Genomic DNA, 25,511 nt, shown 5'->3' with positions numbered 1-25,511 from the left:
TCAGAATACTTTTTCTAGTTTCTATTTGCAGGCACATTTCCTATAATGGACTACATATATCCATCACTACACTAAAGGAATGCAGTATGCTGCGTCAGAAGAAGGAGTGACATCATGAATCAACCGGAGAACACAGCATTAAAGAAAGAAATCGGAATTTTTCTAGGATTATCCATTGTAGTCGGAACGATAATTGGCTCTGGCGTGTTTATGAAACCAGGACCTGTACTGAGCCATGCTGGCAGCTCTGAAATTGCCATGCTCGCCTGGCTGATCGGGGGATTGCTGACGCTTGCTGGCGGTCTGACCATCGCGGAAGTCGGTGTGCAGATTCCGAAGACGGGCGGATTGTATGCTTATTTGGAGGAAACATACGGTGAGCTGTGGGGGTTCCTTTGCGGCTGGGTTCAAACGATTCTTTATGGACCTGCCATCATCGGCGCTCTGGGACTTTACTTCGGCACCCTTTTAGTCAATTTATTCGGCTGGGATCCAAAATGGACAGCTGCAATCGGTATCGCAAGTGTCGTGTTCCTATGTATCGTCAATATTCTCGGAACGAAATTTGGCGGAGCGGTACAGCTCGTTACGACGATCGGCAAACTGCTCCCGATTATTTTAATTGTGGTATTTGGCTTCTGGAAAGGTGATGCAGACTTTTTCAGTGCCGTACCAGAAGCAATTTCCGATATGAATTTTGGTGCAGCCATACTGGCAACATTGTTCGCTTATGACGGCTGGATCATGCTTGCCTCCATGGGCGGTGAAATGAAGAATCCAGAAAAGACGTTGCCTAAAGCGATGATTGGCGGTATTTTGATCGTTACAGCTTGTTATCTGCTTATTAACGCAGCGATGCTTTATATTCTGCCAGCGGCAGAAATCGTCAGCTTGAATACGAATGCTGCCAGCACGGCTGCCAAGCTTGTCCTCGGTGATGCCGGCGAGATCGTCGTCAGCCTAGGTATCATTGTCAGCATCTTCGGCTGTCTCAATGGTAAAATCCTGACGTTCCCGCGTATTCCATTCGCCATGGCTGAGCGAGGTCAGCTGCCTTTTTCCAACCTGCTGAAAAAGGTGCATCCTACCTTGCATACACCTTGGGCAGCGGTCTTGCTCCAGCTTGTGCTTTCTGTCATCTTCATGCTTGTCAGCAACCCTGATAAGCTGTCGGAAATGAGTATTTTCACGATTTACATGTTCTATGTCCTGGCTTTCTATGCTGTTTTCATCTTGCGAAAACGAAACAAAGGGAAAGAACGTGCCTACAGTGTGCCGCTTTACCCGTTCATCCCGATTGCTGCCATTGCAGGCTCCTTGTTTGTCTTGATCAGTACGCTGTTCACAGACTTCCTAAGCTGCCTCTTTTCGATCGGAATAGCAGTCATCGGCCTTCCGATATTCTACATGTTGAAAGCCAGTAAGCGTTAAAAAGCGAGCAGACAAGATCTGCTCGCTTCTTTTTTTATATCGTGATGGCTATTACATCAAAGATATCATCCAGCTGTTTCAAACCTTCGACTTCATCTGCCTGCGTCTCTTTATCGACGGTGAGCATCATGATCGCATGGCCGCCTTCATTCGAGCGTCCTACCTGCATCGTCGCAATATTCACCGCATATTTCGCCAGCAAGGTCCCGACTCGGCCGATAGCTCCTGGCTGATCCTTATGCCGTACAAGCAGCATATGGCCAGCAGGTGTCACATCGACATAATAGTCATCCACTTTTACAATACGGGCCCCTAGTCCATTAACGAGTGTACCTGCTACCTGATGCGTCACGGTAGCCGATTTAGCTTCCACTGTAACCAAGCTGGTGAAGCCTCGTGTCGTGGAAGTCTTTTGTTCATTGATCGTAATACCTCGTTTTTTGGCAAGGTGCGTCGCATTGACTTCATTCACATTCCCTAAATAACGCTGCAGCAAGCCTTTTACTGTGTTCCGCGTCAGCGGAGCCACCTCTTGGTCTGCCAGGTCACCCGCATAATAAACTGTCACTTCTTCAATAGCATCCGGCATTGTCCTGGCCAGGAAGGCTCCAAGTTTTTCCGCAAGTTCAAAGTACGGCTGGATTTTCCGCATGACTTCCGGGGAAATCGAGGAAAAGTTGACTGGATGGATAGCCTGACCGCCCTTGAGAATCTGCATCACATCTTTGCTGACATCGATTGCGACGTTTTCCTGCGCTTCCACTGTGCTTGCACCCAAATGCGGTGTGGCAATCACTTGCGGCAGCTCCAGCAACTTATGATGAACAGCCGGTTCCTCCTCGAAAACATCCAATGCTGCCCCAGCTACTTTTCCGCTGACGATCGCATCATACAGCGCATCTTCATCGATGATTCCGCCTCGGGCACAGTTCAGGATCTGTACGCCATCCTTCATCTGAGCAAACGCCTCCGTGGAAATCATATGCTTTGTCTCTTTCAGCAATGGTGTATGGACCGTCAAGAAGTCACTTGCAGCAAAAACCTCCTCCAATGTCCCATAGCCGATTCCCATCTTGTCTGCTCGATCCCTGGTCAGGAACGGATCATATGCAATCACATCCATACGCTGCCCCTTGGCCCGATAAGCTACTTCCGCCCCGATCCGGCCCATGCCGACGATACCAAGTGTCTTGCCTTTCAATTCCACACCGATATGCTGCTTGCGTTCCCAGCGTTCTTCCTTCAATGCAAGGAATGCCTGCGGAATGTTGCGGGCAAGCGACATCATCATCGCCACGGTATGTTCAGCAGCTGAGTTTGTATTACCATCCGGGGCGTTGACAACGACGATTCCAAGCTCTGTTGCTGCTTCCAAATCGATATTATCCACGCCGACACCAGCACGTCCGATCACCTTGAGATTCGGTGCAGCTTCCATGATTGCCCGTGTGACGGTTGTCTGGCTGCGGACTAGCATTGCATGATAGTCACCGATCTTCTGGATGAGTTGTGCTTCATTCATCCCGGTCTCCACTGTAACGTCAAAGTCATTTGCTTGTGTCAATGGTGCCATGCCTTCTTCACTCAACGGATCACTGATCAATACGCGGTATGTCATGTCATTTCGCCCCTTGTTCCAAGTAGATTTGCTGTGCTGCTGCCGTTCCTGCACCCAATGTTATTTGCTTGCCAATTTTCACAAGGCCGATTTCAACTGCCCCGATTATCTGCAGCACATCTGCCGGAGAGCAATATCCCATATGACCGATCCGGAAAATTTCACCCTTCATATGCTGCTGACCACCTGCAAATGCCAAGTTGAAGTCCTGCTTCACTTGCTTGCGGAGCAGTTCGGCATCAAAATCTGAAGGTTTGATTGCCGTAACTGTCGGAGATGCATAAGCATCTTCTACAAGCAGCGGTACATCCAATGCCCTGAAAGCAGCCCGTGTCATGTCCCGCATCAGCCGATGTCTTTTATACACCTGCTCCAGTCCTTCTTCCTCAAGCAATGCCAGCACTTGCTCCAGTCCGAACAAAATGGATAAGGCCGGCGTAAAAGGTGTGCTGTCTTTTTCCAGCCCATCACGATACTTCGTCAAATCCAAGTAAAATCGCGGCTGCGGATTAGCTTCAATCACTCGCCAAGCCCGGTCACTTACTACAGCGAAAAACATTCCGCCTGGAAGCATGAATGCTTTCTGTGTGCCTGTCACCAGAATATCGATACCCCATTCATCAAATTCCGTCTCGGCACCTGCTACACAGGATACGCCATCCACGATGACCAAAGCCTCTGAAACTTCATGAACAGCTTCCGCGATTTCCTTGATTGGGTTCAGCACTCCTGTGGACGTTTCACAATATGTGACAAAAACCGAGCTGATTTCCGGATGTTCCTTTAAATATTCTCTGATATCTTCCGGATTTGCTGCTTCTCCCCATGTCACATCCAAGCGATGGACTCCAAGCTGATATGCCTGGGCTATCTTCACAAACCGATCGCCAAAAGCACCCACAACTATAATCAGCACTTCATCTCCCGGCTTAGAAGTATTGGCGACTGCTGCTTCCAGTCCAGCTGTTCCGCTGCCAGTCACAAGCAATACATCCAGTTCTGTACCGAATACGGGCTTCAATTTTGGCTTGATACGCTGCAGCAAAGCAGTCGTCTCCGCACCGCGATGGCCGATCATCGGCTGGCTCATTGCGCGCTGTACACTTGGCGGAATCGGTGATGGTCCTGGAATACGTAGTAAAAGCTGATCTGGTAACATAATTTCTTTTCCTCCTTGGATTGTAAGATATCTTCACAGGTAAAAGAGCCCATAAGAAAAGCCTTCCGCCCCCTTACCTGATAAGTAAGGGGCGAAAAGCTTGGATCTACTCACGCGGTGCCACCCTTTTTCACTGTCTGCTTGCACATGACAGCCTTCGTTGAAGCTATGCGTAACGGGCATATGCCGGACAAACCTACTAGATTCAGTCTGCCTATTCAGAAGTGCTGCCCTTTGATGGATTATGCTAGTTCGCACCAGCCACTAGCTCTCTTGGATAATCACGAACAAAGGTATGATCTTCATCAACATAGTTATGTTTTGGTTCAATTTTTTTATTTATCATAGCAGACACACAGCTATTGTCAATACATTTTCTAATAATTTTACCAAATCGGATTGTTCGGATTTTGATGTAATCTGCTTATCACGGACTTTTTTGCTATACTGGAAAAATAAAAAATTAGCTGGAGGTACGAAACATGCAATTTGAAACAGCAGCTAAAATGATCACAGATGCCTCATCGGTGGCGGTCCTGACCGGAGCCGGTGTATCCACTGCCAGCGGTATTCCTGATTTCCGCTCCACCACTGGCCTTTGGACCGCTGATGAAGCCCGGGAATACTATATCTCCAATCACTATTTTCATAAAGATCCCGTAGATTTCTGGCAGAAATACAAAGATATTTTCCGAGTAAAACTGCTTAAAGATTATGGTCCGAACCACGTACATCGCTATCTCAGATATTTAGAAGTGCATGGAAAACAAATCACTGTCATCACGCAGAATGTCGACGGCCTCCATACACTCGCAGGCAATGAACGTGTCATCGAATACCACGGAACGTTGAATAGTGCAACTTGTCCAAACTGCAGCAGATCCTATGACTTACCTTTTCTATTGGAAACAGACACTCCTATTTGTGAAAAATGCGGTCATGTGTTGAAACCTGGCGTCGTCTTGTTTGGCGATCCCATCACAGAACATGACAGTGCAGAAAAGGCAATACAGCAAAGTGAGCTGGTACTCGTACTAGGAACTTCCCTGCTCGTCAGTCCATTCAACCTACTCCCTGAGTATGCCAATTCACTCGGCAAGCCATCTATTTTGATCAATCGAGAACCAACGGTCATGGATGAGCTCTTTGATGTCGTCATACATGATGATCTATCCAAAGCCATACAGCAGCTGCAAAAATAGCGAGCTCCCTCGGGAACTCGCTATTTCTTATTCATATTGATAATGGTGAGCAGGTTTGGTTTGTTTGACAAGCAAGACGAATACGACTGCAGCTATCGCGAAGACACCCGCAATAGTGAAAGCAAACTGCACACCGGCTGTCATAGCATGACTTGCACCCTGGGCGGATACAGCTTGGCTCCCGCTGCTCATCAAGGTGATGAAAAGCGCCGGACCGATTGCCCCGGATATTTGATTGAAAGCGTTCAAAGAAGCACTCCCATGAGAATAAAGCTCCTCTGTCAGCTGATTGAGACCTAATGTCGTCATTGGAGTCAGAATCAATCCAATCGCAAAGGTAAAGCCAACGTACAGCAAAGTAAACTGCAGCATGGACGTATCAGTCGAGATAGTCGTCATCAAAGCGATCATACCCACTAACAGGACTGTTCCTGTGATGGCAAATGGTTTCGGCCCGAACCGATCAGACAGCCTGCCTGTGAGCAATGCCATCACAGCAATCATGATACCGCCAGGGAATAGTACGATTCCGGAATCAAAGGCACTGATTCCCAAAGCATCCTGCATGAATATAGGCAAAAGAATCATCGCAGCGAAAAAGCACATCATGACTGTGATTGTCACCAAAATCGCCATCAGGAAGTTCTTATTCTTATATGGTCGCAAATCAAGCATCGGCGTCCCCAAGTTGAATTGGCGGTAAGCAAAATACGCAATAGCAACCAGACCGATCAATAATGCACCTAGCACAAGCGGACTGGTCCATCCTTCTGCACCAGCACTGCTGAAACCAATCACAATCGAACCAAAACCGATCACCGCCAAAACAACAGACAGTATATCGATTTTCGTACGCTTCGTCTCCAGTACATTGCGAACATAATATGCAGCAAATCCAAGCAGCGCAAGCGTCAGCGGCAGCACACTAAGAAATACATAACGCCAAGAAGCCTGTTCCACAACAAGCCCCGAAAATACAGGACCGATCGCTGGTGCAAACAAAATCACAACCATCAGCAACCCAAGCATCGAACCACGCTTGGCCAGCGGAGTGATCGTGATGATCACTGTCGTCACTAGCGGAATGATGATCCCCGAACCAGAAGCTTGAACCACACGTCCGAGCAATAATATGGCAAAGTTAGGAGCAATACCGGCAATCAGCGTTCCAACAAAGAAAAACGATAACGCAGTAAGCAGCAACTGGCGAGTCGTGAAACGCTGCATCAAATATGCACTGATCGGAATGAGAATACCAATCGTCAGCATATATCCTGTAGAAAGCCAATGTGCAGTTGTCGTTTGGATTCCAAGGGTTTCTTCTATATTGGGCAAAGCGACATTCATAACAGTTTCGTTTATCAGTGCAATGAAATTCCCCACCATCAAGACAATAATCAACGGAATCCGGTTTTCCACTTGCACATGTTTATCGATTGTTTGTGTAGTAGCAGCCATGTAGATGCTCCTTTCTTCTGATAGATTCATAATCAACTTTTTCCATTATAGAAGTTTTGAAATCAGATTCAAGCATCTTGTTCATAATCCGGGCATATGATCAAATTAACTAAATTCTGAAAACTAACAAAAAAAATAAGCCCCTGTTACAGGGACTTTCCGTGCAATTTGCAACTGTTGAGATATATCAAAAAAGCACCATCCATAAGGATGGTGCTCTCCTTGCATTACTCGCTCACGTATGGCAATAGAGCCATTTGACGAGCTCGTTTAATTGCAACTGTCAATTTACGTTGGTATTTTGCAGAAGTTCCAGTCACACGGCGAGGAAGAATTTTTCCACGCTCGGAGATGAAACGTCTTAGCAAATCAACGTCTTTGTAATCGATGTAAGTGATGCCATTTGCTGTGAAATAACATACTTTTCTGCGCTTCGCGCGACCACGACGTGCTGCCATGTCAGATTGCCTCCCTTAAATTAAAATGGTAGATCATCATCGGAAATATCGATCGGTTCCCCTTTATCACGGAAAGGATCTTGGTCGTTATTTCGATTATAGTTATTGTTGTTGCTATTGAAGTTATTATTGTTGTTGTTGAAGTTCGAGTTCTGATTTTGGTATCCAGAAGAACCTTGTCCGCCTCCTTGAGAGCTGCCTTTAGACTCAAGGAACTGCACGCTGTCCGCAACGATTTCCGTTACGTATACACGATTGCCCTCTTGATTATCAAAGCTTCTCGTTTGGACACGGCCATCGACGCCAACCAGACTTCCTTTGCTCATGAAGTTCGCCAGATTTTCAGCCGGACGTCTCCATACAACACAGTTAATGAAATCTGCCTCACGTTCGCCTGACTGATTAGAGAAAGGACGGTTTACTGCTAAGGTAAAGTTGGCAACTGCCACTCCATTTGGTGTGTAACGCAGGTCCGGATCCTTGGTTAATCTGCCGACAAGTACGACACGATTTAACATCAGAACCCCTCCTTATTTCTCGTCTAGACGAATAGCCATCTGACGAATGATATCATCAGAGAACTTCGCTTGACGGTCGAATTCATTAATAGCGGCTTCTTCGCCGTTTAGATTAATGACGTAATAGTAGCCATCACGATAGTCGTTGATTTCATAAGCAAGACGTTTCTTGCCTTTCTCGTCAACTTTCACGATTTCCGCACCGTTATCAGTTAGGATTCCGTTGAAACGCTCAACTAGAGCTGTTTTAGCTTCTTCCTCGATATCTGGGCGGACGATGTACATGATTTCGTATTCTCTCATCCGTTTGCACCTCCTTTTGGACTTAACGGCTCTTATCTTTCATAAGAGCAAGGAGTAATCTGTAAAAACGTAATTACTCACAATGATGAATTATAGCAAATTATCTGCCGTTAAGCAAGTTTATTATGCATATTAGCAAGATGAGGATCCGACCTTACACGTTAAAGCGGAAATGCATGACATCTCCGTCTTGCACCAAATACTCTTTACCTTCCAAACGGACCTTGCCGCGTTCTTTTGCAACACCCATGGAACCTGCATCCACAAGGTCATCATAGGATACGGTTTCTGCCCGGATGAATCCTTTCTCAAAATCAGTATGAATGATACCTGCAGCTTGAGGCGCTTTGATTCCCTTTTTGAAGGTCCAAGCCCGCACTTCCTGCTCTCCAGCTGTGAAATAAGTAGCCAAACCAAGCAAACTGTAAGAAGCCTTGATCAGCTGATCCAAGCCGGACTCTGGAATGCCCAACTCTTCGAGGAACATTTCTTTTTCCTCTCCTTCAAGCTCAGCAATTTCTGACTCGATCTTCGCACAGACCACAATTACCTGCGCACCTTCGTTTGCCGCAAACTCCCGGACTTTTGCAAGATTTTCATTGGCAGACGTATCCGCTACTTCTTCTTCACTTACATTGGCAGCATACAAAACTGGTTTGCTTGTCAAAAGATGCAAGCCTTTCACAATCTTCTGCTGTTCATCCGTGAATTCCAGCGCACGAGCAGGCTGTTCATTCTCCAGTGCATCCTTGATCTTGGATAGTACTTCTTGTTCTGCGACAGCTTCTTTGTCTTTTTGGCGTGCAAGCTTTTCTACACGCTGCAGACGTTTATTAACAGAATCAAGATCTGCAAAAATCAGTTCTAGATTGATTGTTTCGATATCATCGATAGGATCGACTTTACCGGAGACATGCGTGATATTTTCATCATCGAAGCAGCGAACAACGTGAACGATTGCGTCTACTTGTCGGATGTGTGATAGGAACTGGTTGCCAAGCCCCTCTCCCTTACTCGCACCTTTCACGATACCTGCGATATCCGTGAATTCGAACGCTGTTGGGATGGTTTTCTTCGGTTTGACCAGTTCAGTCAATTTATTTAAACGTGAATCCGGGACTTCTACAATGCCGACATTCGGATCGATCGTACAGAACGGATAGTTGGCAGATTCCGCCCCCGCCTGTGTAATCGCGTTGAACAATGTGGATTTACCGACGTTCGGTAATCCGACAATACCTGCTGTTAAAGCCATGTAATCTTCCACTCCTTAAGTGTCCTGGCCGCTTTTCATCGAACAGCGAACCAAAATAGATCTGCTTACTGAACACTCCGCCCAAGGGCAGGGAAGATGGGGCAGCACCGGTAACTGACTTACGCTAAGCATGCCAGTTTGCCCTTACTTTGTCCAAGTAAACATACGTACTTCTAGAGTACACTATTCTGTATGAAACAGCAAAATTATGTAAGGATTTCGGTCTTTTATATACTTGTTGATAGTAGTAAAACTTGTTTTTTATTGGACAAAAAAAGCCTGTCCGATGACAACATCAGCCAAGCTTCTATGTTTCACGTGAAACACTATTAATTTGTCGGTTCTTCTGCGTGCTCTAACACTTTTTTCATTTTTGTCTCGAATTTTTTTCGAGGAATGAGTACGCTATGACCACAGCCTTCACATTTAATCCGGATATCCATTCCCAACCGGATGATTTTCCAGCGATTTTCACCACATGGATGGGCCTTTTTCATTTGCACCACATCATTGAGCTGATAGACTTTGTCACTCACGAGCACTCCCCCTTATGGCACTTTCCTGCATGAGTTCTTCTGCTTCCTGTTTATTATACATGACCAATCTAGGAGCTGGAATACTGATATTTCGTTCCAGCAGTTTTGTTTTAATGCGGTTCCTTGCTTCCCTCGCTACGCCAAAATGTTCCATCGGCAATGTTTCGATAATAGCACGTAAAACAATATGCGAAGTAGATAACGTCTCAACTCCCAACAACTGGGGTGTTGATTGAATTTCCGGGTATTCAGCTGGCATCTCCACTAACACCTGCATGATGACTTCTTCAGCCAGTTGCAAATCGGCCTCGTAAGGAACATTGATATCCAATACCCCTAAACTATTATGCACGGAGAAGTTGGTCACTTGTGTGATGTTTCCATTCGGGATGATATGCAATTCGCCTGTCCAGCTCCGAATCTTACATGTCCGCAAGCCAATCTCTTCCACGTCGCCCCTGACGCCAGCGGTCTGGATATTATCACCTACGGAGAATTGGTTCTCAAAAATGATAAAGAAACCGCTGATAATATCCTTGACTAAGTTCTGAGCACCGAAACCGATCGCTAAGCCAGCAATACCTGCACTTGCAATCAACGCTCCGATATTCAATCCAAGCTGAGATAATACCATTACAACAGCAGTGAAATATACTACATAAGTAATTATATTTTGAATCAGTTTTTTCAATGTATTCTCTCGTCGCTCAGACACTATCGGAGATTTTATTTTTGCCTTTTCCCTAAAAGAATTATTGAAAGTTCTCTCCACAATATTATTGGCTACACGCACAACAACCATGGACAATATAATGATCATGACGATCTTCAAGACTGCCAAGCCAATTGTGGTCCAAAGCTCCGCGCTCGACAAATAGTCGTAAATACTGGTCCACTGCTCCTCTACATTCATGATTTCTAAATCTCCTCGTCCGTTTGTTTTCTTTATATATTATCAAATTTCTATTTCATTTTGTAACGATTTAGTAATGGATATACGAGGATTGCCGAAAGAATATAGAGATTAGCAAAGCCAAAAAGCGGGTACATCAAAGCTATCAAGTCTGTAAATCCAAGCTGTGTAAGTGGCAGCATAAGCGTAATAAGAACAGCAGCTTGCAGCCACAGCGGCCCCCTCCACTTTGTTTGGAATCTTGAGACGATGCCCAGCACTCCGGAAACAGCCGACGTATAGATGGCGAGCCATAATACGATACTGATTCCGATTAAAACGATAGAGGGATAATTCTTCAGAATGTAGAACAGCGGAATATCGTAGTTTGGGATTGCATGACTTATATGCATAAGGTCATTATTGTATAAATACGTCAGTGCACCAATGATGAGTCCGCTTCCGATACTTGCAATCCATAACTCCCCCTTCCCTTTCATTTGTTTGCCAATTGCTCCAATGACGGCAACGACGGGAAGGATATTCAATGCAGTGAATGGAAATGCAGCCTGCCAATTCGCTTGTTTCCGCCAATCCAGGAACAAATCAATCTGTTCATCTCTTGTATAAACTAAAAGCACGATGACGAGACCGCCGACTAAAATAGGCAGGATATAACTATTCATCGAAACGACGCCTTCAACATTTGATATGAAGATCAGGACAATCATAAGCGATATGAACAGGATGCCGAGCCAGTTGGGAATATGATACATCATGCCAGTGGCACCTCCAGCAGCAATCATGACAACTGTCACTGTAAACAAATAGAAAACGATCAGCACATCATAGAGGGCCGCCAATCTTCTGCCAACAAGCCTCTCCAACACCGGAAAGTAATGCGCACTCTTCTCGGTAAAACTGATATGCAGGATAACATAGCTGCATATAGAAAATAATACAGTGAAAATAATGATAGCCAGTCCACTTTCATAGCCAAAAAATTGCCAGATCTCTCTTCCTGACGCATATCCAGCTCCTATTAATGTCGCCAATATCAAAAACATCCATTTCATCCCAGCAACCCACATCACAGTCCCTCCAATTTCATATGAACACGTATAGAAAAAGTAGAAAAGCTATATACTATTACCAATATGTGTATGGAGGATAAGCTATGAGCCTGAAGAGAATATTTACGAAAAAAAAGGAGTTCCGCTGTGACTACCAAGACCCCCTTCTTATGAGTAAAGCTTATGAAACAATCAGCTCATGGATTCCTGATGACCGGGAGATTGTCGTTCTTTGTATCGGTACGGATCGTTCGACTGGAGATGCATTGGGCCCAATCATTGGTTCATTCCTGACAGAAAAACCATTGAATAGGCTCCAAGTCTATGGAACACTGGAATCTCCCGTCCATGCCGTCAATCTGGTGGAACGACTGCAAATGATCATGGAGAAGCATCCAAATGCTTATATAATAGCCATTGACGCTTGCTTAGGCAGAACAACTTCCATAGGTTCCATCATTGTGTCCCCTACACCTCTACGACCGGGGGCGGCATTGAAAAAGAACCTTCCTGCCGTAGGTGATGCCCAAATAACCGGTATCGTTAATGCTAGTGGGGATATGGAGTATTTTGTACTGCAAAACACGCGATTGCACCTTGTCATGCAGCTTGCGTACAAGATAAGTGCACTTTTACTTGCCATAGATCGTAAACAAGTACCACTTCTATCACCCGACACAACTGCCGCCGAAAATTGATATGTTTCACGTGAAACAAACAAAAAAAGCCAAAAGAAGCACGAGCTCCTATTGGCTTTATTTATTTAACACATTTAAGATGCGTTCTAAATCTTCATCGGAGAAGAACTGAATTTCAATCTTCCCTTTTCGTTTGCCGCGATGAATGGTTACGTCCGTTCCAAATTGGTTCCGCAACTGTGACTCAGTCTGGACAAGGAAAATATCCTTTACAGGTTTCTTCCTTTCCGGTTCCGGCAGATTTTTGTTCATCTTGATGATGAGCTGCTCCACCTGCCGGACATTCAGGGCCTCATTCTGTATTTTTTCAACTAGCGGCTGTATTTTCTTTTTATCTTTCAAACCTAACAAAGCACGTCCATGCCCCATGGAAAGTTTTCCTTGGTTAATAAGGTCACTTATTTCAGTCGGGAGGGTCAATAGACGAATAAGATTTGCTATGTGCGACCGACTCTTCCCTAATCGTCTTGATAAGATTTCTTGTGTAATATCCAATTCTTTCATCAGATTGGAATAAGCCTGTGCTTCTTCGATCGGCGTGAGATCTTCCCTTTGCAAGTTTTCTAACAAAGCAAGTTCCATCATCTTTTCATCATCCAGTGTTTTGACGATGACAGGCACTTTTTTCAGACCCGCTGCTTTTGCGGCACGGAATCTTCTTTCTCCTGCTACTATCTCATAACCTTTGATGCTTTTGCGGACAATGAGTGGCTGCAGGATACCATATTCCTGGATGGACTGCTTCAATTCCTCAATGGCATCAGCAGAGAAGACTTTACGCGGTTGATATGGATTCGCTCGGCATTCTTTGATTGCAATTTCCTGAATCTGATCTTCTTCCTTCATTTCCAATTCCGGAAAGAAAGCATTAAGACCTTTCCCCAACCCTTTGGCCATGCGCCATCACTTCCTTTGCTAAGTCTAAATAAACTTCTGCACCACGCGACTTCGGATCATAAATAATGATCGGCTGACCATAACTCGGTGCTTCTCCCAGCCGCACATTTCTTGGAATGATTGACTGATACACTTTATCCTGGAAATATTTCTTCACTTCTTCAATGACTTGGATACCAAGATTTGTACGAGCATCCAGCATTGTCAATAATACGCCTTCAATCATCAAATGCTTGTTCAAATGCTTCTGGACAAGGCGAATGGTATTTAATAGCTGACTCAGTCCTTCTAACGCATAGTATTCACATTGCACCGGGATGAGGACAGTATCTGCCGCTGTCAGCGAATTCAAAGTCAGCAATCCTAAGGAAGGCGGACAATCGATGATGACATAATCATAATTGTCTTTCACACTATCAATCGCCTTCTTCAGACGGACTTCTCTTGAGATCGTCGGTACCAGCTCGATCTCGGCTCCTGCAAGCTGAATGGTAGCCGGAATGACGTCCAAATTATCAACAGCAGTTGATACAAGGACTTTTTCGGCCTCCATATCCTCAACTAGGACGTTGTATACACAATTTTCGACATCTGCTTTGTTCACACCAACACCGCTTGTAGCATTTCCTTGCGGGTCAATGTCTACAAGCAACACTTTATTTCCTAAAAAAGCCAGGCAAGCACTCAAATTGACGCTGGAGGTTGTCTTTCCCACCCCGCCCTTTTGATTTGCGATTGCGATTACTTTGCCCATGGTGTCACCTACCTCAAACTCAATACATTTATTCTATCATTTTTTCAGAGAGTCCGACGGATAAATTCAAGATTTCGAAAAGTTAGCTCCCTTTTCCTATATAAAAACCCATCTTGTTGAAAGATGGGGATACTACAGGAGCTTATTCATGACTTTTTCGGGATTTTAATTGTAATTTGATAATAATCGTCCAAATCTTCTTCTTCTGTTTCTAAGTTGATGCCTGTGTCGGTAACCATGGATAGTGATTGGCGAATCGTGTTCATTGCAATGCGCATATCCTTGTTGACACCCTTTAGCTTCGGACGTTTCTTTTTCGGTTGAGCATTCATGATACGGGCGATGCGTGCCTCTGTTTCTTTTACATTCAATTCTTTATCGATGATTTCCTGCAAAATCAACTCTTGTTTTTCTGCATCTTTTAACACAATCAGCGCACGAGCGTGCCGCTCTGTAATTTTCTTTTCCAATAAAGCTTGCTGCACAGATTCCGGCAGCTTTAATAACCGCATCTTATTGGCAATGGTAGATTGGCTTTTGCCCAGACGCTGCGCCAATGCTTCCTGAGTCAAAGAGTGCAGCTCCAACAAGCGCTCGTATGCGAGTGCTTCTTCGATAACCGTCAGCTCTTCCCGCTGCAGATTTTCTATCAGTGCTACAGAAGCAGTCTCTGTATCCGACATGTCACGAATGATGGCAGGCACTGTTTCCCATTCCAAAGTCTGGACTGCACGCCAGCGACGCTCACCTGCAATCAATTCATAGCTGCCTTCAGTATTTTTCCGGACAACGATTGGCTGGATGATGCCATGCGTGCGGATCGTCTGAGCCAGTTCTTTGATTTTTTCTTCTTGGAAAACGGTTCTTGGTTGGTATTGGTTCGGGACAATATCCTGAACCCGAAGGTTTACTACTTCGTCCTGATGCGCATCGTTTTCCGTTTCTGCTGAATCCGATTTATCACCTAGCCCAAATATGCGGCTGAATGGGTGTAACATCCTCAGACACCACCTTTTTTTACAATCCTAATCTAGCAAGCAGGTACATAAGGAATAGTAAATGTTTCACGTGAAACATGTATAAAAAGGCGCAGCAGTTCTACTGTAGAAGCTGCTGCGCTTAACATAAGCCGAGCCAGTTCCTTATCTACTATTTTATCATAGATTGGGTGAGAATGGTAAGCTTGTGTGGCACTTCATCCACTAATTTTCTGTTGTTTAAACAATTGGTTCACGATTGGGAACCCCTGCTTTACGCGGGTACTTCTTCGGTGTCTTGCGACGTTTGGCAATGATGGCGATATTTCGCTCGCCGCCTTCTTCTGGCAGATCGAATGTATAGCTCTCCACCAATTCGCCCCCCAGTACCTCAATCGCCGGTTCCGCTTCACGTAGTTCGGTTTCCAGGCTAGGTCCTTTCATGGCGATAAAATGACCTTTCGTCCGGCAAAGCGGCAGACAAAGCTCTGACAGTACCGACATACGTGCTACAGCCCTTGCCGTGACCAAATCGAATGATTCACGAAAAGCATCATTTTTTCCGAAATTCTCTGCTCGGTCATGATAAAAAGCGACATCTGACAAGCCAAGCTTCGATGCAAGCTCATTAAGAAAGGTGATTCTTTTTTTCAGCGAGTCGACAATCGTCACCTTCAGTCCCGGAAAGACGATTTTTAGCGGAATGGATGGAAATCCTGCTCCCGCCCCGACATCACAGATGCTTTCATCTCCTTTGAAATTGTAGAAAAAAGCCGCGGAAATCGAGTCATAGAAGTGCTTTAAGTACACTTCCTCCTTGTCTGTGATAGCTGTCAAATTCATCTTTTCATTCCATTCGACCAACAGATGGAAATAATCCTCCAGCTGTTTTTGCTGCTTTTCCGATATCGTGATGCCTTGCTGATCCAATTGTTGTAGAAAATCTGCTTGGTTCATTCTGTACCTCTTTTCGACAGATTATTGATTCGCTGCTTTCACGTGACCACCTTGTTCGATATATACGAGCAGGATGGAAACATCAGCAGGGTTTACGCCTGAAATCCGGGAAGCCTGGCCGACAGATAGCGGACGTACTTTCTTCAATTTTTCACGGGCTTCCGTTGCAAGACCGCTGACATCGTCATAATTGATGGTATCCGGTATCTTCTTATCTTCCATGCGTTTCATACGCTCTACTTGCTGCATGGATTTCGTGATATACCCTTCATACTTCGTCTGGATTTCAACTTGTTCTTTTACATCGGCAGGCAGGTCTTTGTCTGCAGGAACTATTTTTTCGATCAAACTGTATTTGATTTCAGGACGTTTCAATAGGTCAGATGCTCGCTGTGCTTCTTTCATGACAGATCCCACTTCGTCCATTAGTTCCAGCACATGCGGTTCTGTTTTGATGATGATTCCTTCCAATCGTTTCCGCTCTTCTTCGATCAGGCGTTTTTTCTCTTGGAAGCGAGCGTAACGTTCGTCGCCGATCATCCCGATTTCATATCCGATCTCGGTCAGACGCATATCCGCATTATCATGACGGAGCAATAAACGGTACTCCGCACGTGATGTCAGCAGGCGATAAGGTTCATTTGTTCCTTTGGTCACCAAATCATCGATCATGACACCGATGTAGGCTTGGGAACGGTCCAGAATAACCGGATCTTTGCCAAGTGCTTTGGCGGCGGCATTGATACCAGCCATGATTCCTTGGCCGGATGCTTCTTCATAGCCGGATGTTCCATTGATTTGGCCCGCTGTGTAAAGACCAGGGATCTTTTTCGTTTCCAAAGTCGGCCATAGTTGTGTCGGAACCATGGCATCATACTCGATGGCATAGCCGGCACGCATGATTTCCGCTTTTTCCAAACCAGGGATTGTTTGCAGCATTTCTTTTTGGACATATTCCGGCAAGGAAGTGGATAGTCCTTGGACATATACTTCCTCCGTGTTGCGTCCTTCAGGTTCCAAGAAGATCTGGTGGCGCGGTTTATCGTTGAAACGTACGACTTTATCCTCGATGGATGGGCAATAGCGTGGTCCTGTTCCTTTGATCATTCCGGAATACATAGCGGATAGGCCTAGGTTTTCATTGATGATATTGTGTGTGAATTCATTCGTGTACGTCAGCCAGCACGGGATCTGATCCGTGATGAATTCGGTCGTTTCATAAGAGAACGCAAGCGGTTCTTCATCTCCCGGCTGAATTTCTGTTTTGGAATAATCGATGGAACGGCTGTTTACACGCGGCGGTGTACCAGTCTTGAAACGGACCATTTCCAAACCTAGTTCTTCAAGATGCTCTGACAACGTAACAGATGCACGCTGGTTGTTCGGACCGCTCTCGTAGGAAATATCCCCGATGATGACACGCCCGCGCATGAATGTTCCAGTAGTGATGACGACAGTCTTGGCATAGTAAGCTGCTTTCGTTTCTGTGATGACACCCTTGCAGACGCCATCTTCGATGATAAGACGGTCAACCATACCTTGACGCAGCGTCAGATTTTCTTGGCTTTCCAATGTTTTTTTCATTTCAGTGATATACAGCGGTTTATCCGCTTGTGCCCGCAATGCACGAACAGCAGGACCTTTACCTGTGTTGAGCATACGCATTTGGATATACGTTTTATCGATTACTTTACCCATCACACCGCCGAGCGCATCGATTTCGCGCACTACGACACCTTTTGCAGGGCCGCCGACAGATGGATTACATGGCATGAATCCTGTCATGTCAAGGTTCATGGACAGCATCAGCGTATTGGCGCCCATTTTTGCTGCCGCCACACCAGCTTCACAGCCAGCATGTCCTGCACCTATGACGATGACATCATAATGCCCAGCATCGTATGTCATGTTCATTCTCTCCTTTTTTTATTTTCCTAAGCAAAACTGTGAAAACAGTTGATCAATCAAGCTTTCATGCACGGTATCCCCGATGATTTCACCGAGCAATTCCCATGTTCTTGTCACATCTATCTGGACGATATCCATCGGCATTTGCATTTCGATACCACTCATCGCTTCCCGAAGCGAAGATAGTGCTTGTTTCAAAAGCTGGATATGCCGTACATTTGATATATAACTTAAATCGCCGCCATCGATTTCCCCTGCAAAGAAGGTATCTTTGATGGCAAGCTCCAATTCGTCGATTCCTTTTTCTTCGATCAATGCTGTCGTGATCACTGGACGATCACCTGCCAGCTTGCGGACTTCTTCCAAATCAATTTGCTGGGAAAGATCCGTTTTATTGACAATGACGATGACATCCAGTCCAGCAACAGCTTCAAATAATTGCCGATCCTCATCAGATAATGCTTCTCCGTAGTTCAGCACAAGCAAAATGAGATCACTTTGCTTCAAGACCTGACGGGAACGCTCTACACCAATTCGCTCCACGATATCCTCTGTTTCACGGATTCCAGCTGTATCGACCAGTTTCAAAGGTACTCCACGCACATTGACGTATTCTTCGATGACATCTCGTGTCGTACCTGCTATTTCCGTAACAATCGCCTTATTCTCATGCACAAGCGCGTTCATCAAGGATGATTTTCCGACGTTGGGACGGCCGATGATGGCTGTGGCCAAACCTTCCCGCAATATCTTTCCTTGCTTAGCCATCTCAAGCAGCTTTTCAATCTCTTCATACACATATTGCGTTTTTTCGATCATCATGTTGTGGGACATCTCTTCCACATCATCGTACTCTGGATAATCGATATTCACCTCGACATGCGCTACCGTTTCCAATAATTCCTGGCGGAGCTTTTGGATCAAACGGGATAGTCTGCCATCCATCTGCTTAAGGGCAACATTCATCGCTCGATCTGTCTTCGCACGAATAAGATCCATGACAGCCTCTGCCTGTGACAAATCAATCCGGCCATTAAGGAATGCCCGCTTGGTGAATTCACCCGGCTCTGCCAGCCGTGCACCTTCCTGCAACGCAAGCTCCAACACGCGGTTGACGGAAACAAGACCGCCGTGACAGTTGATTTCGACAACATCTTCACGAGTGAATGTTTTCGGCGCCTTCATAACCGATACCATCACTTCTTCTGCAACTTCGCCAGTTGCCGGATCAATCAACTTTCCGTAATGCATCGTGTGACTTGGCACATCAGTCAGCTTCTTTCCACCAAATAGCTTGGCTGCAATGGCAACTGCTTCTGCACCACTTAGCCGGACAATGGCAATAGCACCTTCCCCGACAGGAGTCGATATCGCTGCTATTGTGTCATTCTGCATCTGCTTCACCTCTTTCTAGCTTTTCTTATCTATTTATCCACAGCATATCGCTATGATTAAGTTTGTACTCACTAACTTATAAGAATAGCACGCTGGCGATCAAAAAGAAAGATATCCACATTAAAAATTAGCACTTGCTGATAGAGAGCAGTTATCCACATGTGAATAGAAGGTATAAAAAAAGTCTTGGCATCATTGCCAAGACTTTTCCTTTACTGGTTGGATGACGATAAAACGATTCGGTTCCTTCCCTTTCGAATCCGTTTCAACACCCTTTTGTTTCTGAACTGCTGCATGAATGATTTTCCGTTCGCTAGCCGGCATTGGATCCAGAGGAATAGCCTTATGCAGCGCCAATGCCTTGCTGGCTGCTTGGACAGCTAGCATCTCAAGCGTTTCCCGTCTTCTTGACCGATATCCTTCCGCATCGACGGTAACGGTGAAGTGATATGCTTTTAGCTGATGAAGAAATTGTTCGACAAGCACTTCCAGCGCATTTAACGTCTGTCCTCTTTTTCCAATCAACATGCCGAGATTATCCCCGCTAATCGCAAACATCATATGCTTTTTCTTAACTGAGCTGATCTCCACCTTTGCACCAGGATGCAAGTGGCGGATGACACTTTCCAAATACTCTTTTGCTGCTTGTACATTGTCTGTCTGCTTTACTTCAACTCTGACAACTGCCGGTTTGGCACCGAACAGATTGAGAAAACCTTTGCTTCCTTCATCGATGACAGCTACTTCGACTTCTTCCTTCGAAACGCGCAACTGCTGTAACGCCGATTGAATCGCTTCTTCTACGGTTTTACCACGAGCAGTCAGCTGCTTCATTATTTCTTGCTGTCTGCTTGAGCTTTGTTCTTCGCCATCATCGGCTTATTGATGAGCAATGTCTGTGCCACCATGAAGATGTTACCGACTACCCAGTACAATGCCAAAGCAGATGGGAGGAATAGTGCGAATACAGTAATCATGACTGGCATGATGTAAAGCATCATTGTCATCTGCGGATTCGCAGCCATTGTCTGGTTTCCTGCCATCATCAGCTTTTGCTGCAGGAATGTTGCCAAACCTGCTACGAGAGGCAAGATGAAATATGGATCCGGGTTTCCAAGCTGTACCCAAAGGAAGTTATGCTCCTTGATGGCTTCCGTACGGCTGATCGCCTGATAGAATGCCAGCAAAATCGGCATCTGCACGATGATCGGCAGACATCCTGCCAGCGGGTTTACACCATGACGCTGGAAGAGCTGCATTGTTTCCTGTTGCAGCTTTTGCTGCGTGTTCGCATCTTTGGAGCTGTATTTTTGCTGCAATGCTTTTAATTCAGGCTGAACTTCCTGCATTGCTTTTGAACTTCTCAGCTGCTTGATGTTCAATGGCAGCAAAATCAAACGGATGATCACTGTAACGATGATGATCCCAAGACCGAAGTTTTCTCCTGTCAAGTTAGCAAAATACGTGATCAGCCAAGATAGCGGGTAAATGAAATATTGATTCCAAAACCCGGTACTTTCAGAAGTGATTGGATCGGTATTCGGCGCACAGCCTGCCAAGGCAGCGACGAGCAGCACGAGTGCCAATACTAATAAACCTTTTTTACGCACCATGTTTCCTCCTTAACTTCCTTGCATAAAACTTTCCCTATTGCTTCTCTTTATTTTTTCTATTTGGCTGTTTCAGCAGATGTGATTTCCAAAGCACGTGGATCAAGCTCTTTTTCAGTTCCTGATAAGCCATGTCCTTGGCCGGCTGCCTGGCGATGACGATAAAATCATATCCTTTGACAACCTGCTCATCCAGTTCATGGAAAGCTTGTCTCAAATAGCGCTTTATCTTATTCCGCATAACAGCGTTTCCAAGTTTCTTGCTGACGGACAGCCCGATGCGGAAATGCGCATCCGCTGTTTCCTGCTTCTTATAATATAGAACGAGCTGGCGGTTAGCAAAAGAGCTCCCCTTTTGGAACACTTCCTGAAATGCTTCATTCTTTTTGATTCGATATTCTTTCTTCATGGAGGGTCCCCTCGAGCATGCCTATTTGCGAGAATAGTATTCAATTTGAAAGAAGGAGAATAAACGCGGCATTTAAGCTTTTAGTTTATTCTCCTTCTCCACTCTTTGTAAAAGCACAGCTATCAAGCTGCGTCTGTTCCACAGATCAGTATATAAAGTCAAAAAGACCACTACATACGTAAGTGGCCTTATGCAGACAATACTTTTCTTCCTTTACGACGACGACGAGCTAGAACTTTACGTCCGTTTTTAGTGCTCATACGCTCACGGAAGCCGTGTACTTTTTTTCTTTTACGGTTATTAGGTTGGAATGTACGTTTCATATATAAAACACCTCCCTCGAGGATATATAAAAAAATATAGCGAAAGGTCATAGACAGTCTTGAACATTATACGTAAAAGTGAGCAGACATGTCAACCTATCATTTTTCTATATAGTATCTTCCTTTTATCCACAACCCATGTTAATCTAGTAAACCTGTGCATAACTTTTTCCACACAGGTTTTCGACAACTTACACACATAATTGCACGCTGTGGATATTTTTTGTCTACAAACGCCGGCATTTGTGGATAAGTGTCGATTGAGCATTGCAAGACTAGGATTATTCTGTTATCATATCTGTGTTTTACTAATTGGATAAACCTGTTGCAAAACTCCATTATCCACAGATTGTGGATAAGCTGTGGACATCTATTCACAGACTTGTAGATGCAGTTATCAACAGATGAGTGGACAACTGAAAAAGTCGTTCCATCACCTATATTATGCGGATTCATTATCCACATCCATATAATTATGTGCACGGCCTTTTTGCATGCCTAATTTTTTTTCGCATGTCCCGAAAAGGCCTTTTAATACCTACCATGATGCAGTTCCTTAATTGAAAGTGACTGCTTCTTTCATTTTTTTCAGAAAGGGGGATGCCTGTTGGACAACATTCAAGATTTATGGAAAACAACCTTACAAGCAATCGAAAAACGTATCAGTAAGCCGAGCTTCGATACTTGGCTGAAAAATACCCAAGCTTATGCACTCGAAGAAGATACATTAATAATCAAAGCACCCAACGAATTCGCCAGGGATTGGCTCGAAAGTAGCTACTCCTCCTTGATCGGGGATACACTTTACGAAGTAACCGGCAATCGGCTGCAGACAAAGTTCATCATTCCGGAATTTCAGCAAGAAGAAGAAGTCATCCGCCAGCCGAAGCCTCAAAAACCGGCTGCGAATGATACGCTGATTGAATCACCAAAAAGCATGCTGAATAGCAAATACACGTTTGATACATTCGTGATCGGCTCGGGTAACCGATTTGCGCATGCTGCTTCCCTAGCTGTTGCAGAAGCACCTGCCAAAGCATATAACCCGTTATTCATCTATGGAGGCGTTGGGCTTGGTAAAACCCACTTGATGCATGGAATCGGCCATTATGTATCGGATCACAATCCAAATGCAAAGGTAGTTTACTTATCTTCCGAGAAGTTCACCAACGAATTCATCAATGCTATCAGGGATAACAAAACTGCGGAATTTCGGGCAAAATACCGTAATATCGACGTCCTGCTCATAGATGATATTCAGTTCCTAGCCGGAAAAGAACAAACGCAAGAGGAATTCTTCCATACATTCAATGCGCTGCACGAAGAAAATAAGCAAATCATCATATCCAGTGACCGCCCGCCCAAAGAAATACCGACACTGGAAGATCGGCTGCGCTCCCGTTTTGAGTGGGGATTGATCACCGATATCACTCCTCCGGATCTGGAAACACGGATAGCCATCCTCCGTAAAAAAGCGAAGGCGGAAGGTTTGGATATACCGAACGAGGTCATGCTGTACATTGCCAATCAAATAGATACCAATATCCGAGAGCTGGAAGGTGCCCTTATACGTGTAGTTGCTTATTCATCACTTATCAACTCGGATATTGACGCTTCCCTAGCAGCAGATGCACTCAAAAATATCATTCCTAGCTCGAAGCCGAAGGTGATTACGATTCATGCAATCCAGGAGCAAGTCGGTGAGCGCTACAATGTCCGCTTGGAAGAATTCAGTGCGAAGAAACGAACGAAGGCAATTGCTTTCCCTCGTCAAATCGCCATGTTCCTCTCCAGGGAACTGACTGATTTCTCTTTACCGAAAATTGGTGAGGAATTCGGCGGCAGAGACCATACAACCGTTATCCATGCACATGAGAAAATCTCCAAACTGTTAAGTCAGGATGAAGAATTGCAGCGTGATATCGATGAGATAAAAGAGAGACTCAAATCTTTCTGACGATTGGACCCTGTTGATAATCGTGCATAAATGCTTTTTTTATTCACAAATTATCCACAGGGTATTTTTGTTGTCATTACTGGGCTTTTTCATACTTATCCACATAATCACAAGCCCTATTACTGCTACTGTATTTTTATAAATAATAATTAATAAGAAGAACCCCCATAGGAGGAACGCAATTATCATGAAATTTGTCATACAACGTGACCGGCTCTTAGCAAGTATTCAGGATGTTGTCAAAGCAATCTCATCCAGAACAGCTATACCGATTTTGACAGGAATGAAAATTGAAGCAAAAGAAGATGGAATTACGCTGACAGGAAGTGATTCCGATATTTCCATTGAATCTTTCATACCAAAAGAAGAAGACGGCATTGTCTATGTAGAACAGATCGAACCAGGAAGTATCGTATTGCAAGCGAAATATTTTCCCGAAATCGTCCGCAAAGTTCCGATGAATGCGGTGGAAATCGAATCTGACGCACAATTGAACGTAACCATTCGTTCCGGTAGTGCGGAATTCAAATTAAATGGTCAGGATGCTGATGAATATCCACAGTTGCCAAAGCTTCACAGTGAAGATAGCTTTGAACTTCCAGCTGATTTGTTGAAAAATGTCATCAAAGAAACGGTTTTTGCTGTATCGACGCAGGAAACCCGCCCTTTGCTTACTGGTGTGAATGTTCGTGTCCAGGATGACCAGCTGCATTTTGTTGCGACAGACAGTCATCGTTTGGCATCCCGTCAGATCCCTGTTTCGACAAATGAAGCTGCATTGGGATTCCAAAATGTTGTCATTCCAGGGAAAAGTTTAACGGAATTGAACAAAATCCTTGATGAAAATCAGGATCCTGTCGAAATCCGGATCACCAACAATCAAATCTTGTTCCGTACGAAGCATTTATATTTCCTATCCCGTCTGCTGGAAGGAAACTATCCGGATACATCCCGTTTAATTCCAACAGAAAGCAAGACATCGCTTCGAATCGACACGAAAGAATTGCTTCGTTCCATCGATCGGGCTTCCCTTTTGGCGAAGGAAAACAGAAATAATGTCGTGAAACTAATAACCCAGGATTCCGGTCAGCTGGAAATCAGTTCTAACTCCCCTGAGGTTGGACGCGTTGTGGAAGAAGTGACTGTTCAGGAAATCTCGGGAGAAGAATTACGCATCAGTTTCAGTGCGAAATATATGATGGATGCACTCAAGGTCATCGAAAGTGAACAAGTGAAAATAGAATTCACAGGTGCCATGCGTCCATTCCTTATCCGTCCTACCGACGATGAGGACTTGCTGCAGTTGATCACGCCAGTTCGGACATACTGAGTTATGCACATGTGGATAAAGGCACTGCCTGACGGCGGTGCTTTTTTCTGTGTGCAACATGAAGGCTTGGCCTGCGGGGCATAATGAATTTAACTTTCAAAGTTGTGGATACTTTAGTAAACTAATAAGAAGGCAATATAAAGTAAGGAGAGCGGAAATGAACGAAGAAATTCTAATCAACACGGAATACATCCAGCTTGGGAAATTTCTGAAGTTAGTGAATGCTGTCGAAAGCGGCGGAATGGTCAAACTGTATCTGGCAGATTACCCGGTGCTGGTAAATGGCGAGGTAGAAAACAGACGCGGCAGAAAGATTTATCCGGATGATCGTGTCGAACTGCCGGCGACATCCGAGGCATTCGTTGTCAAAAAGGCATAGCTAGCTTGCCGGAT

At 44.9% G+C, this 25,511-nt stretch carries 26 protein-coding genes and 1 other annotated feature; of the genes, 6 read left to right on the top strand and 20 right to left on the bottom strand.

Annotated elements, in window-relative coordinates; genetic code table 11:
• The first annotated feature begins 114 nt into the window (after positions 1–114).
• Positions 115–1,431 carry an APC family permease gene (locus AB1K91_RS00320; RefSeq protein WP_413087348.1) on the top strand — a complete coding sequence of 439 codons (1,317 nt, stop codon included), beginning with the start codon at positions 115–117 and terminating at the stop codon, positions 1,429–1,431.
• 34 nt (positions 1,432–1,465) lie between these two features.
• On the opposite strand, the gene serA is transcribed toward AB1K91_RS00320, so the two are convergent.
• Together serA and AB1K91_RS00310 are read right to left on the bottom strand one after the other, a co-directional pair.
• Positions 1,466–3,049 carry a phosphoglycerate dehydrogenase gene (gene serA / locus AB1K91_RS00315; protein WP_413087347.1) on the bottom strand — a complete coding sequence of 528 codons (1,584 nt, stop codon included), beginning with the start codon at positions 3,047–3,049 and terminating at the stop codon, positions 1,466–1,468.
• A gap of 1 nt (position 3,050) precedes the next feature.
• Complete coding sequence (locus tag AB1K91_RS00310; RefSeq protein ID WP_413087346.1) at positions 3,051–4,208, bottom strand: pyridoxal-phosphate-dependent aminotransferase family protein; 1,158 nt, start codon at positions 4,206–4,208, stop codon at positions 3,051–3,053.
• Positions 4,209–4,292: 84 nt separating this feature from the next.
• Positions 4,293–4,526, bottom strand: a binding site (T-box leader).
• Positions 4,527–4,690: 164 nt separating this feature from the next.
• Between AB1K91_RS00310 and AB1K91_RS00305 the strand changes: the two genes are divergently transcribed.
• Positions 4,691–5,410 (top strand): NAD-dependent protein deacylase, encoded by a 720-nt coding sequence (locus tag AB1K91_RS00305; protein WP_413087345.1) that lies wholly within the window; start codon positions 4,691–4,693, stop codon positions 5,408–5,410.
• Positions 5,411–5,437: 27 nt separating this feature from the next.
• On the opposite strand, the gene AB1K91_RS00300 is transcribed toward AB1K91_RS00305, so the two are convergent.
• The 8 genes from AB1K91_RS00300 to AB1K91_RS00265 all read right to left on the bottom strand — a co-directional run bounded on the left by AB1K91_RS00300 (position 5,438) and on the right by AB1K91_RS00265 (position 11,921).
• Positions 5,438–6,868, bottom strand: a complete 1,431-nt coding sequence (locus AB1K91_RS00300; protein WP_413087344.1) for an MDR family MFS transporter — start codon at positions 6,866–6,868, stop codon at positions 5,438–5,440.
• Positions 6,869–7,095: 227 nt separating this feature from the next.
• Positions 7,096–7,326 (bottom strand): 30S ribosomal protein S18, encoded by a 231-nt coding sequence (rpsR, locus tag AB1K91_RS00295; RefSeq protein ID WP_413087343.1) that lies wholly within the window; start codon positions 7,324–7,326, stop codon positions 7,096–7,098.
• Positions 7,327–7,346: 20 nt separating this feature from the next.
• Positions 7,347–7,844 (bottom strand): single-stranded DNA-binding protein, encoded by a 498-nt coding sequence (ssb, locus tag AB1K91_RS00290; protein WP_413087342.1) that lies wholly within the window; start codon positions 7,842–7,844, stop codon positions 7,347–7,349.
• A gap of 12 nt (positions 7,845–7,856) precedes the next feature.
• A complete protein-coding gene (rpsF, locus tag AB1K91_RS00285) occupies positions 7,857–8,147 on the bottom strand; it encodes a 30S ribosomal protein S6 (RefSeq protein WP_366248355.1) in 291 nt (96 codons plus the stop codon).
• Positions 8,148–8,301: 154 nt separating this feature from the next.
• Positions 8,302–9,402, bottom strand: a complete 1,101-nt coding sequence (gene ychF, locus AB1K91_RS00280) for a redox-regulated ATPase YchF (protein ID WP_413087341.1) — start codon at positions 9,400–9,402, stop codon at positions 8,302–8,304.
• A gap of 329 nt (positions 9,403–9,731) precedes the next feature.
• Positions 9,732–9,938, bottom strand: coding sequence for a DUF951 domain-containing protein (locus AB1K91_RS00275; protein ID WP_093726332.1), 207 nt, complete (start codon positions 9,936–9,938; stop codon positions 9,732–9,734).
• The gene (locus tag AB1K91_RS00270; RefSeq protein WP_413087340.1) at positions 9,931–10,851 is read right to left on the bottom strand and encodes a mechanosensitive ion channel family protein; all 921 of its coding nucleotides are present in this window, start codon (positions 10,849–10,851) and stop codon (positions 9,931–9,933) included. The genes AB1K91_RS00275 and AB1K91_RS00270 overlap by 8 nt, the downstream gene beginning before the upstream one ends.
• Before the next feature lie 50 nt (positions 10,852–10,901).
• Positions 10,902–11,921, bottom strand: a complete 1,020-nt coding sequence (locus AB1K91_RS00265; protein ID WP_413087339.1) for a YkvI family membrane protein — start codon at positions 11,919–11,921, stop codon at positions 10,902–10,904.
• Between the two features lie 86 nt (positions 11,922–12,007).
• Here AB1K91_RS00265 and yyaC point away from each other — a divergent pair, with 86 nt between their 5' ends.
• Entirely contained in the window at positions 12,008–12,601 is a 594-nt protein-coding gene (yyaC, locus tag AB1K91_RS00260) for a spore protease YyaC (protein ID WP_413087338.1), read from the top strand.
• A gap of 57 nt (positions 12,602–12,658) precedes the next feature.
• Here the strand turns inward: yyaC and AB1K91_RS00255 are convergent, their stop codons facing one another.
• The 10 genes from AB1K91_RS00255 to rpmH all read right to left on the bottom strand — a co-directional run bounded on the left by AB1K91_RS00255 (position 12,659) and on the right by rpmH (position 21,831).
• Complete coding sequence (locus AB1K91_RS00255; protein ID WP_413087337.1) at positions 12,659–13,498, bottom strand: ParB/RepB/Spo0J family partition protein; 840 nt, start codon at positions 13,496–13,498, stop codon at positions 12,659–12,661.
• Positions 13,470–14,252 carry a ParA family protein gene (locus AB1K91_RS00250; RefSeq protein ID WP_038562607.1) on the bottom strand — a complete coding sequence of 261 codons (783 nt, stop codon included), beginning with the start codon at positions 14,250–14,252 and terminating at the stop codon, positions 13,470–13,472. The genes AB1K91_RS00255 and AB1K91_RS00250 overlap by 29 nt, the downstream gene beginning before the upstream one ends.
• A gap of 146 nt (positions 14,253–14,398) precedes the next feature.
• Positions 14,399–15,250 (bottom strand): nucleoid occlusion protein, encoded by an 852-nt coding sequence (gene noc / locus AB1K91_RS00245; RefSeq protein ID WP_413087336.1) that lies wholly within the window; start codon positions 15,248–15,250, stop codon positions 14,399–14,401.
• A gap of 219 nt (positions 15,251–15,469) precedes the next feature.
• Entirely contained in the window at positions 15,470–16,186 is a 717-nt protein-coding gene (gene rsmG, locus AB1K91_RS00240) for a 16S rRNA (guanine(527)-N(7))-methyltransferase RsmG (protein WP_413087335.1), read from the bottom strand.
• Between the two features lie 21 nt (positions 16,187–16,207).
• A complete protein-coding gene (gene mnmG, locus AB1K91_RS00235; protein ID WP_413087334.1) occupies positions 16,208–18,094 on the bottom strand; it encodes a tRNA uridine-5-carboxymethylaminomethyl(34) synthesis enzyme MnmG in 1,887 nt (628 codons plus the stop codon).
• Between the two features lie 18 nt (positions 18,095–18,112).
• Positions 18,113–19,489, bottom strand: a complete 1,377-nt coding sequence (gene mnmE / locus AB1K91_RS00230; protein ID WP_413087333.1) for a tRNA uridine-5-carboxymethylaminomethyl(34) synthesis GTPase MnmE — start codon at positions 19,487–19,489, stop codon at positions 18,113–18,115.
• Positions 19,490–19,681: 192 nt separating this feature from the next.
• Positions 19,682–20,323 carry an RNA-binding cell elongation regulator Jag/EloR gene (jag, locus tag AB1K91_RS00225; protein WP_413087332.1) on the bottom strand — a complete coding sequence of 214 codons (642 nt, stop codon included), beginning with the start codon at positions 20,321–20,323 and terminating at the stop codon, positions 19,682–19,684.
• Positions 20,323–21,099 (bottom strand): YidC family membrane integrase SpoIIIJ, encoded by a 777-nt coding sequence (gene spoIIIJ / locus AB1K91_RS00220; protein WP_413087766.1) that lies wholly within the window; start codon positions 21,097–21,099, stop codon positions 20,323–20,325. The genes jag and spoIIIJ overlap by 1 nt, the downstream gene beginning before the upstream one ends.
• A gap of 37 nt (positions 21,100–21,136) precedes the next feature.
• The gene (gene rnpA, locus AB1K91_RS00215; protein ID WP_413087331.1) at positions 21,137–21,508 is read right to left on the bottom strand and encodes a ribonuclease P protein component; all 372 of its coding nucleotides are present in this window, start codon (positions 21,506–21,508) and stop codon (positions 21,137–21,139) included.
• 188 nt (positions 21,509–21,696) lie between these two features.
• On the bottom strand, positions 21,697–21,831 hold the full coding sequence (rpmH, locus tag AB1K91_RS00210) for a 50S ribosomal protein L34 (RefSeq protein WP_093726343.1): 135 nt from the start codon (positions 21,829–21,831) through the stop codon (positions 21,697–21,699).
• A 607-nt stretch (positions 21,832–22,438) separates the two neighbouring features.
• On the opposite strand from rpmH, the gene dnaA reads away from it, so the two are divergent.
• The 3 genes from dnaA to yaaA all read left to right on the top strand — a co-directional run bounded on the left by dnaA (position 22,439) and on the right by yaaA (position 25,497).
• Positions 22,439–23,788 (top strand): chromosomal replication initiator protein DnaA, encoded by a 1,350-nt coding sequence (gene dnaA, locus AB1K91_RS00205; RefSeq protein WP_413087330.1) that lies wholly within the window; start codon positions 22,439–22,441, stop codon positions 23,786–23,788.
• Positions 23,789–23,975: 187 nt separating this feature from the next.
• The gene (gene dnaN / locus AB1K91_RS00200; RefSeq protein ID WP_413087329.1) at positions 23,976–25,118 is read left to right on the top strand and encodes a DNA polymerase III subunit beta; all 1,143 of its coding nucleotides are present in this window, start codon (positions 23,976–23,978) and stop codon (positions 25,116–25,118) included.
• Positions 25,119–25,275: 157 nt separating this feature from the next.
• Positions 25,276–25,497, top strand: a complete 222-nt coding sequence (gene yaaA / locus AB1K91_RS00195; RefSeq protein ID WP_413087328.1) for a S4 domain-containing protein YaaA — start codon at positions 25,276–25,278, stop codon at positions 25,495–25,497.
• Positions 25,498–25,511 lie beyond the last annotated feature (14 nt).

It is taken from the genome of Terribacillus jepli (assembly GCF_047228925.1).
Classification (GTDB): Bacteria; Bacillota; Bacilli; order Bacillales; family Amphibacillaceae; genus Terribacillus.
The sequence above is the reverse complement of the archived record's forward strand: the minus strand, read 5'-3'. Positions and strand labels throughout refer to the sequence as shown.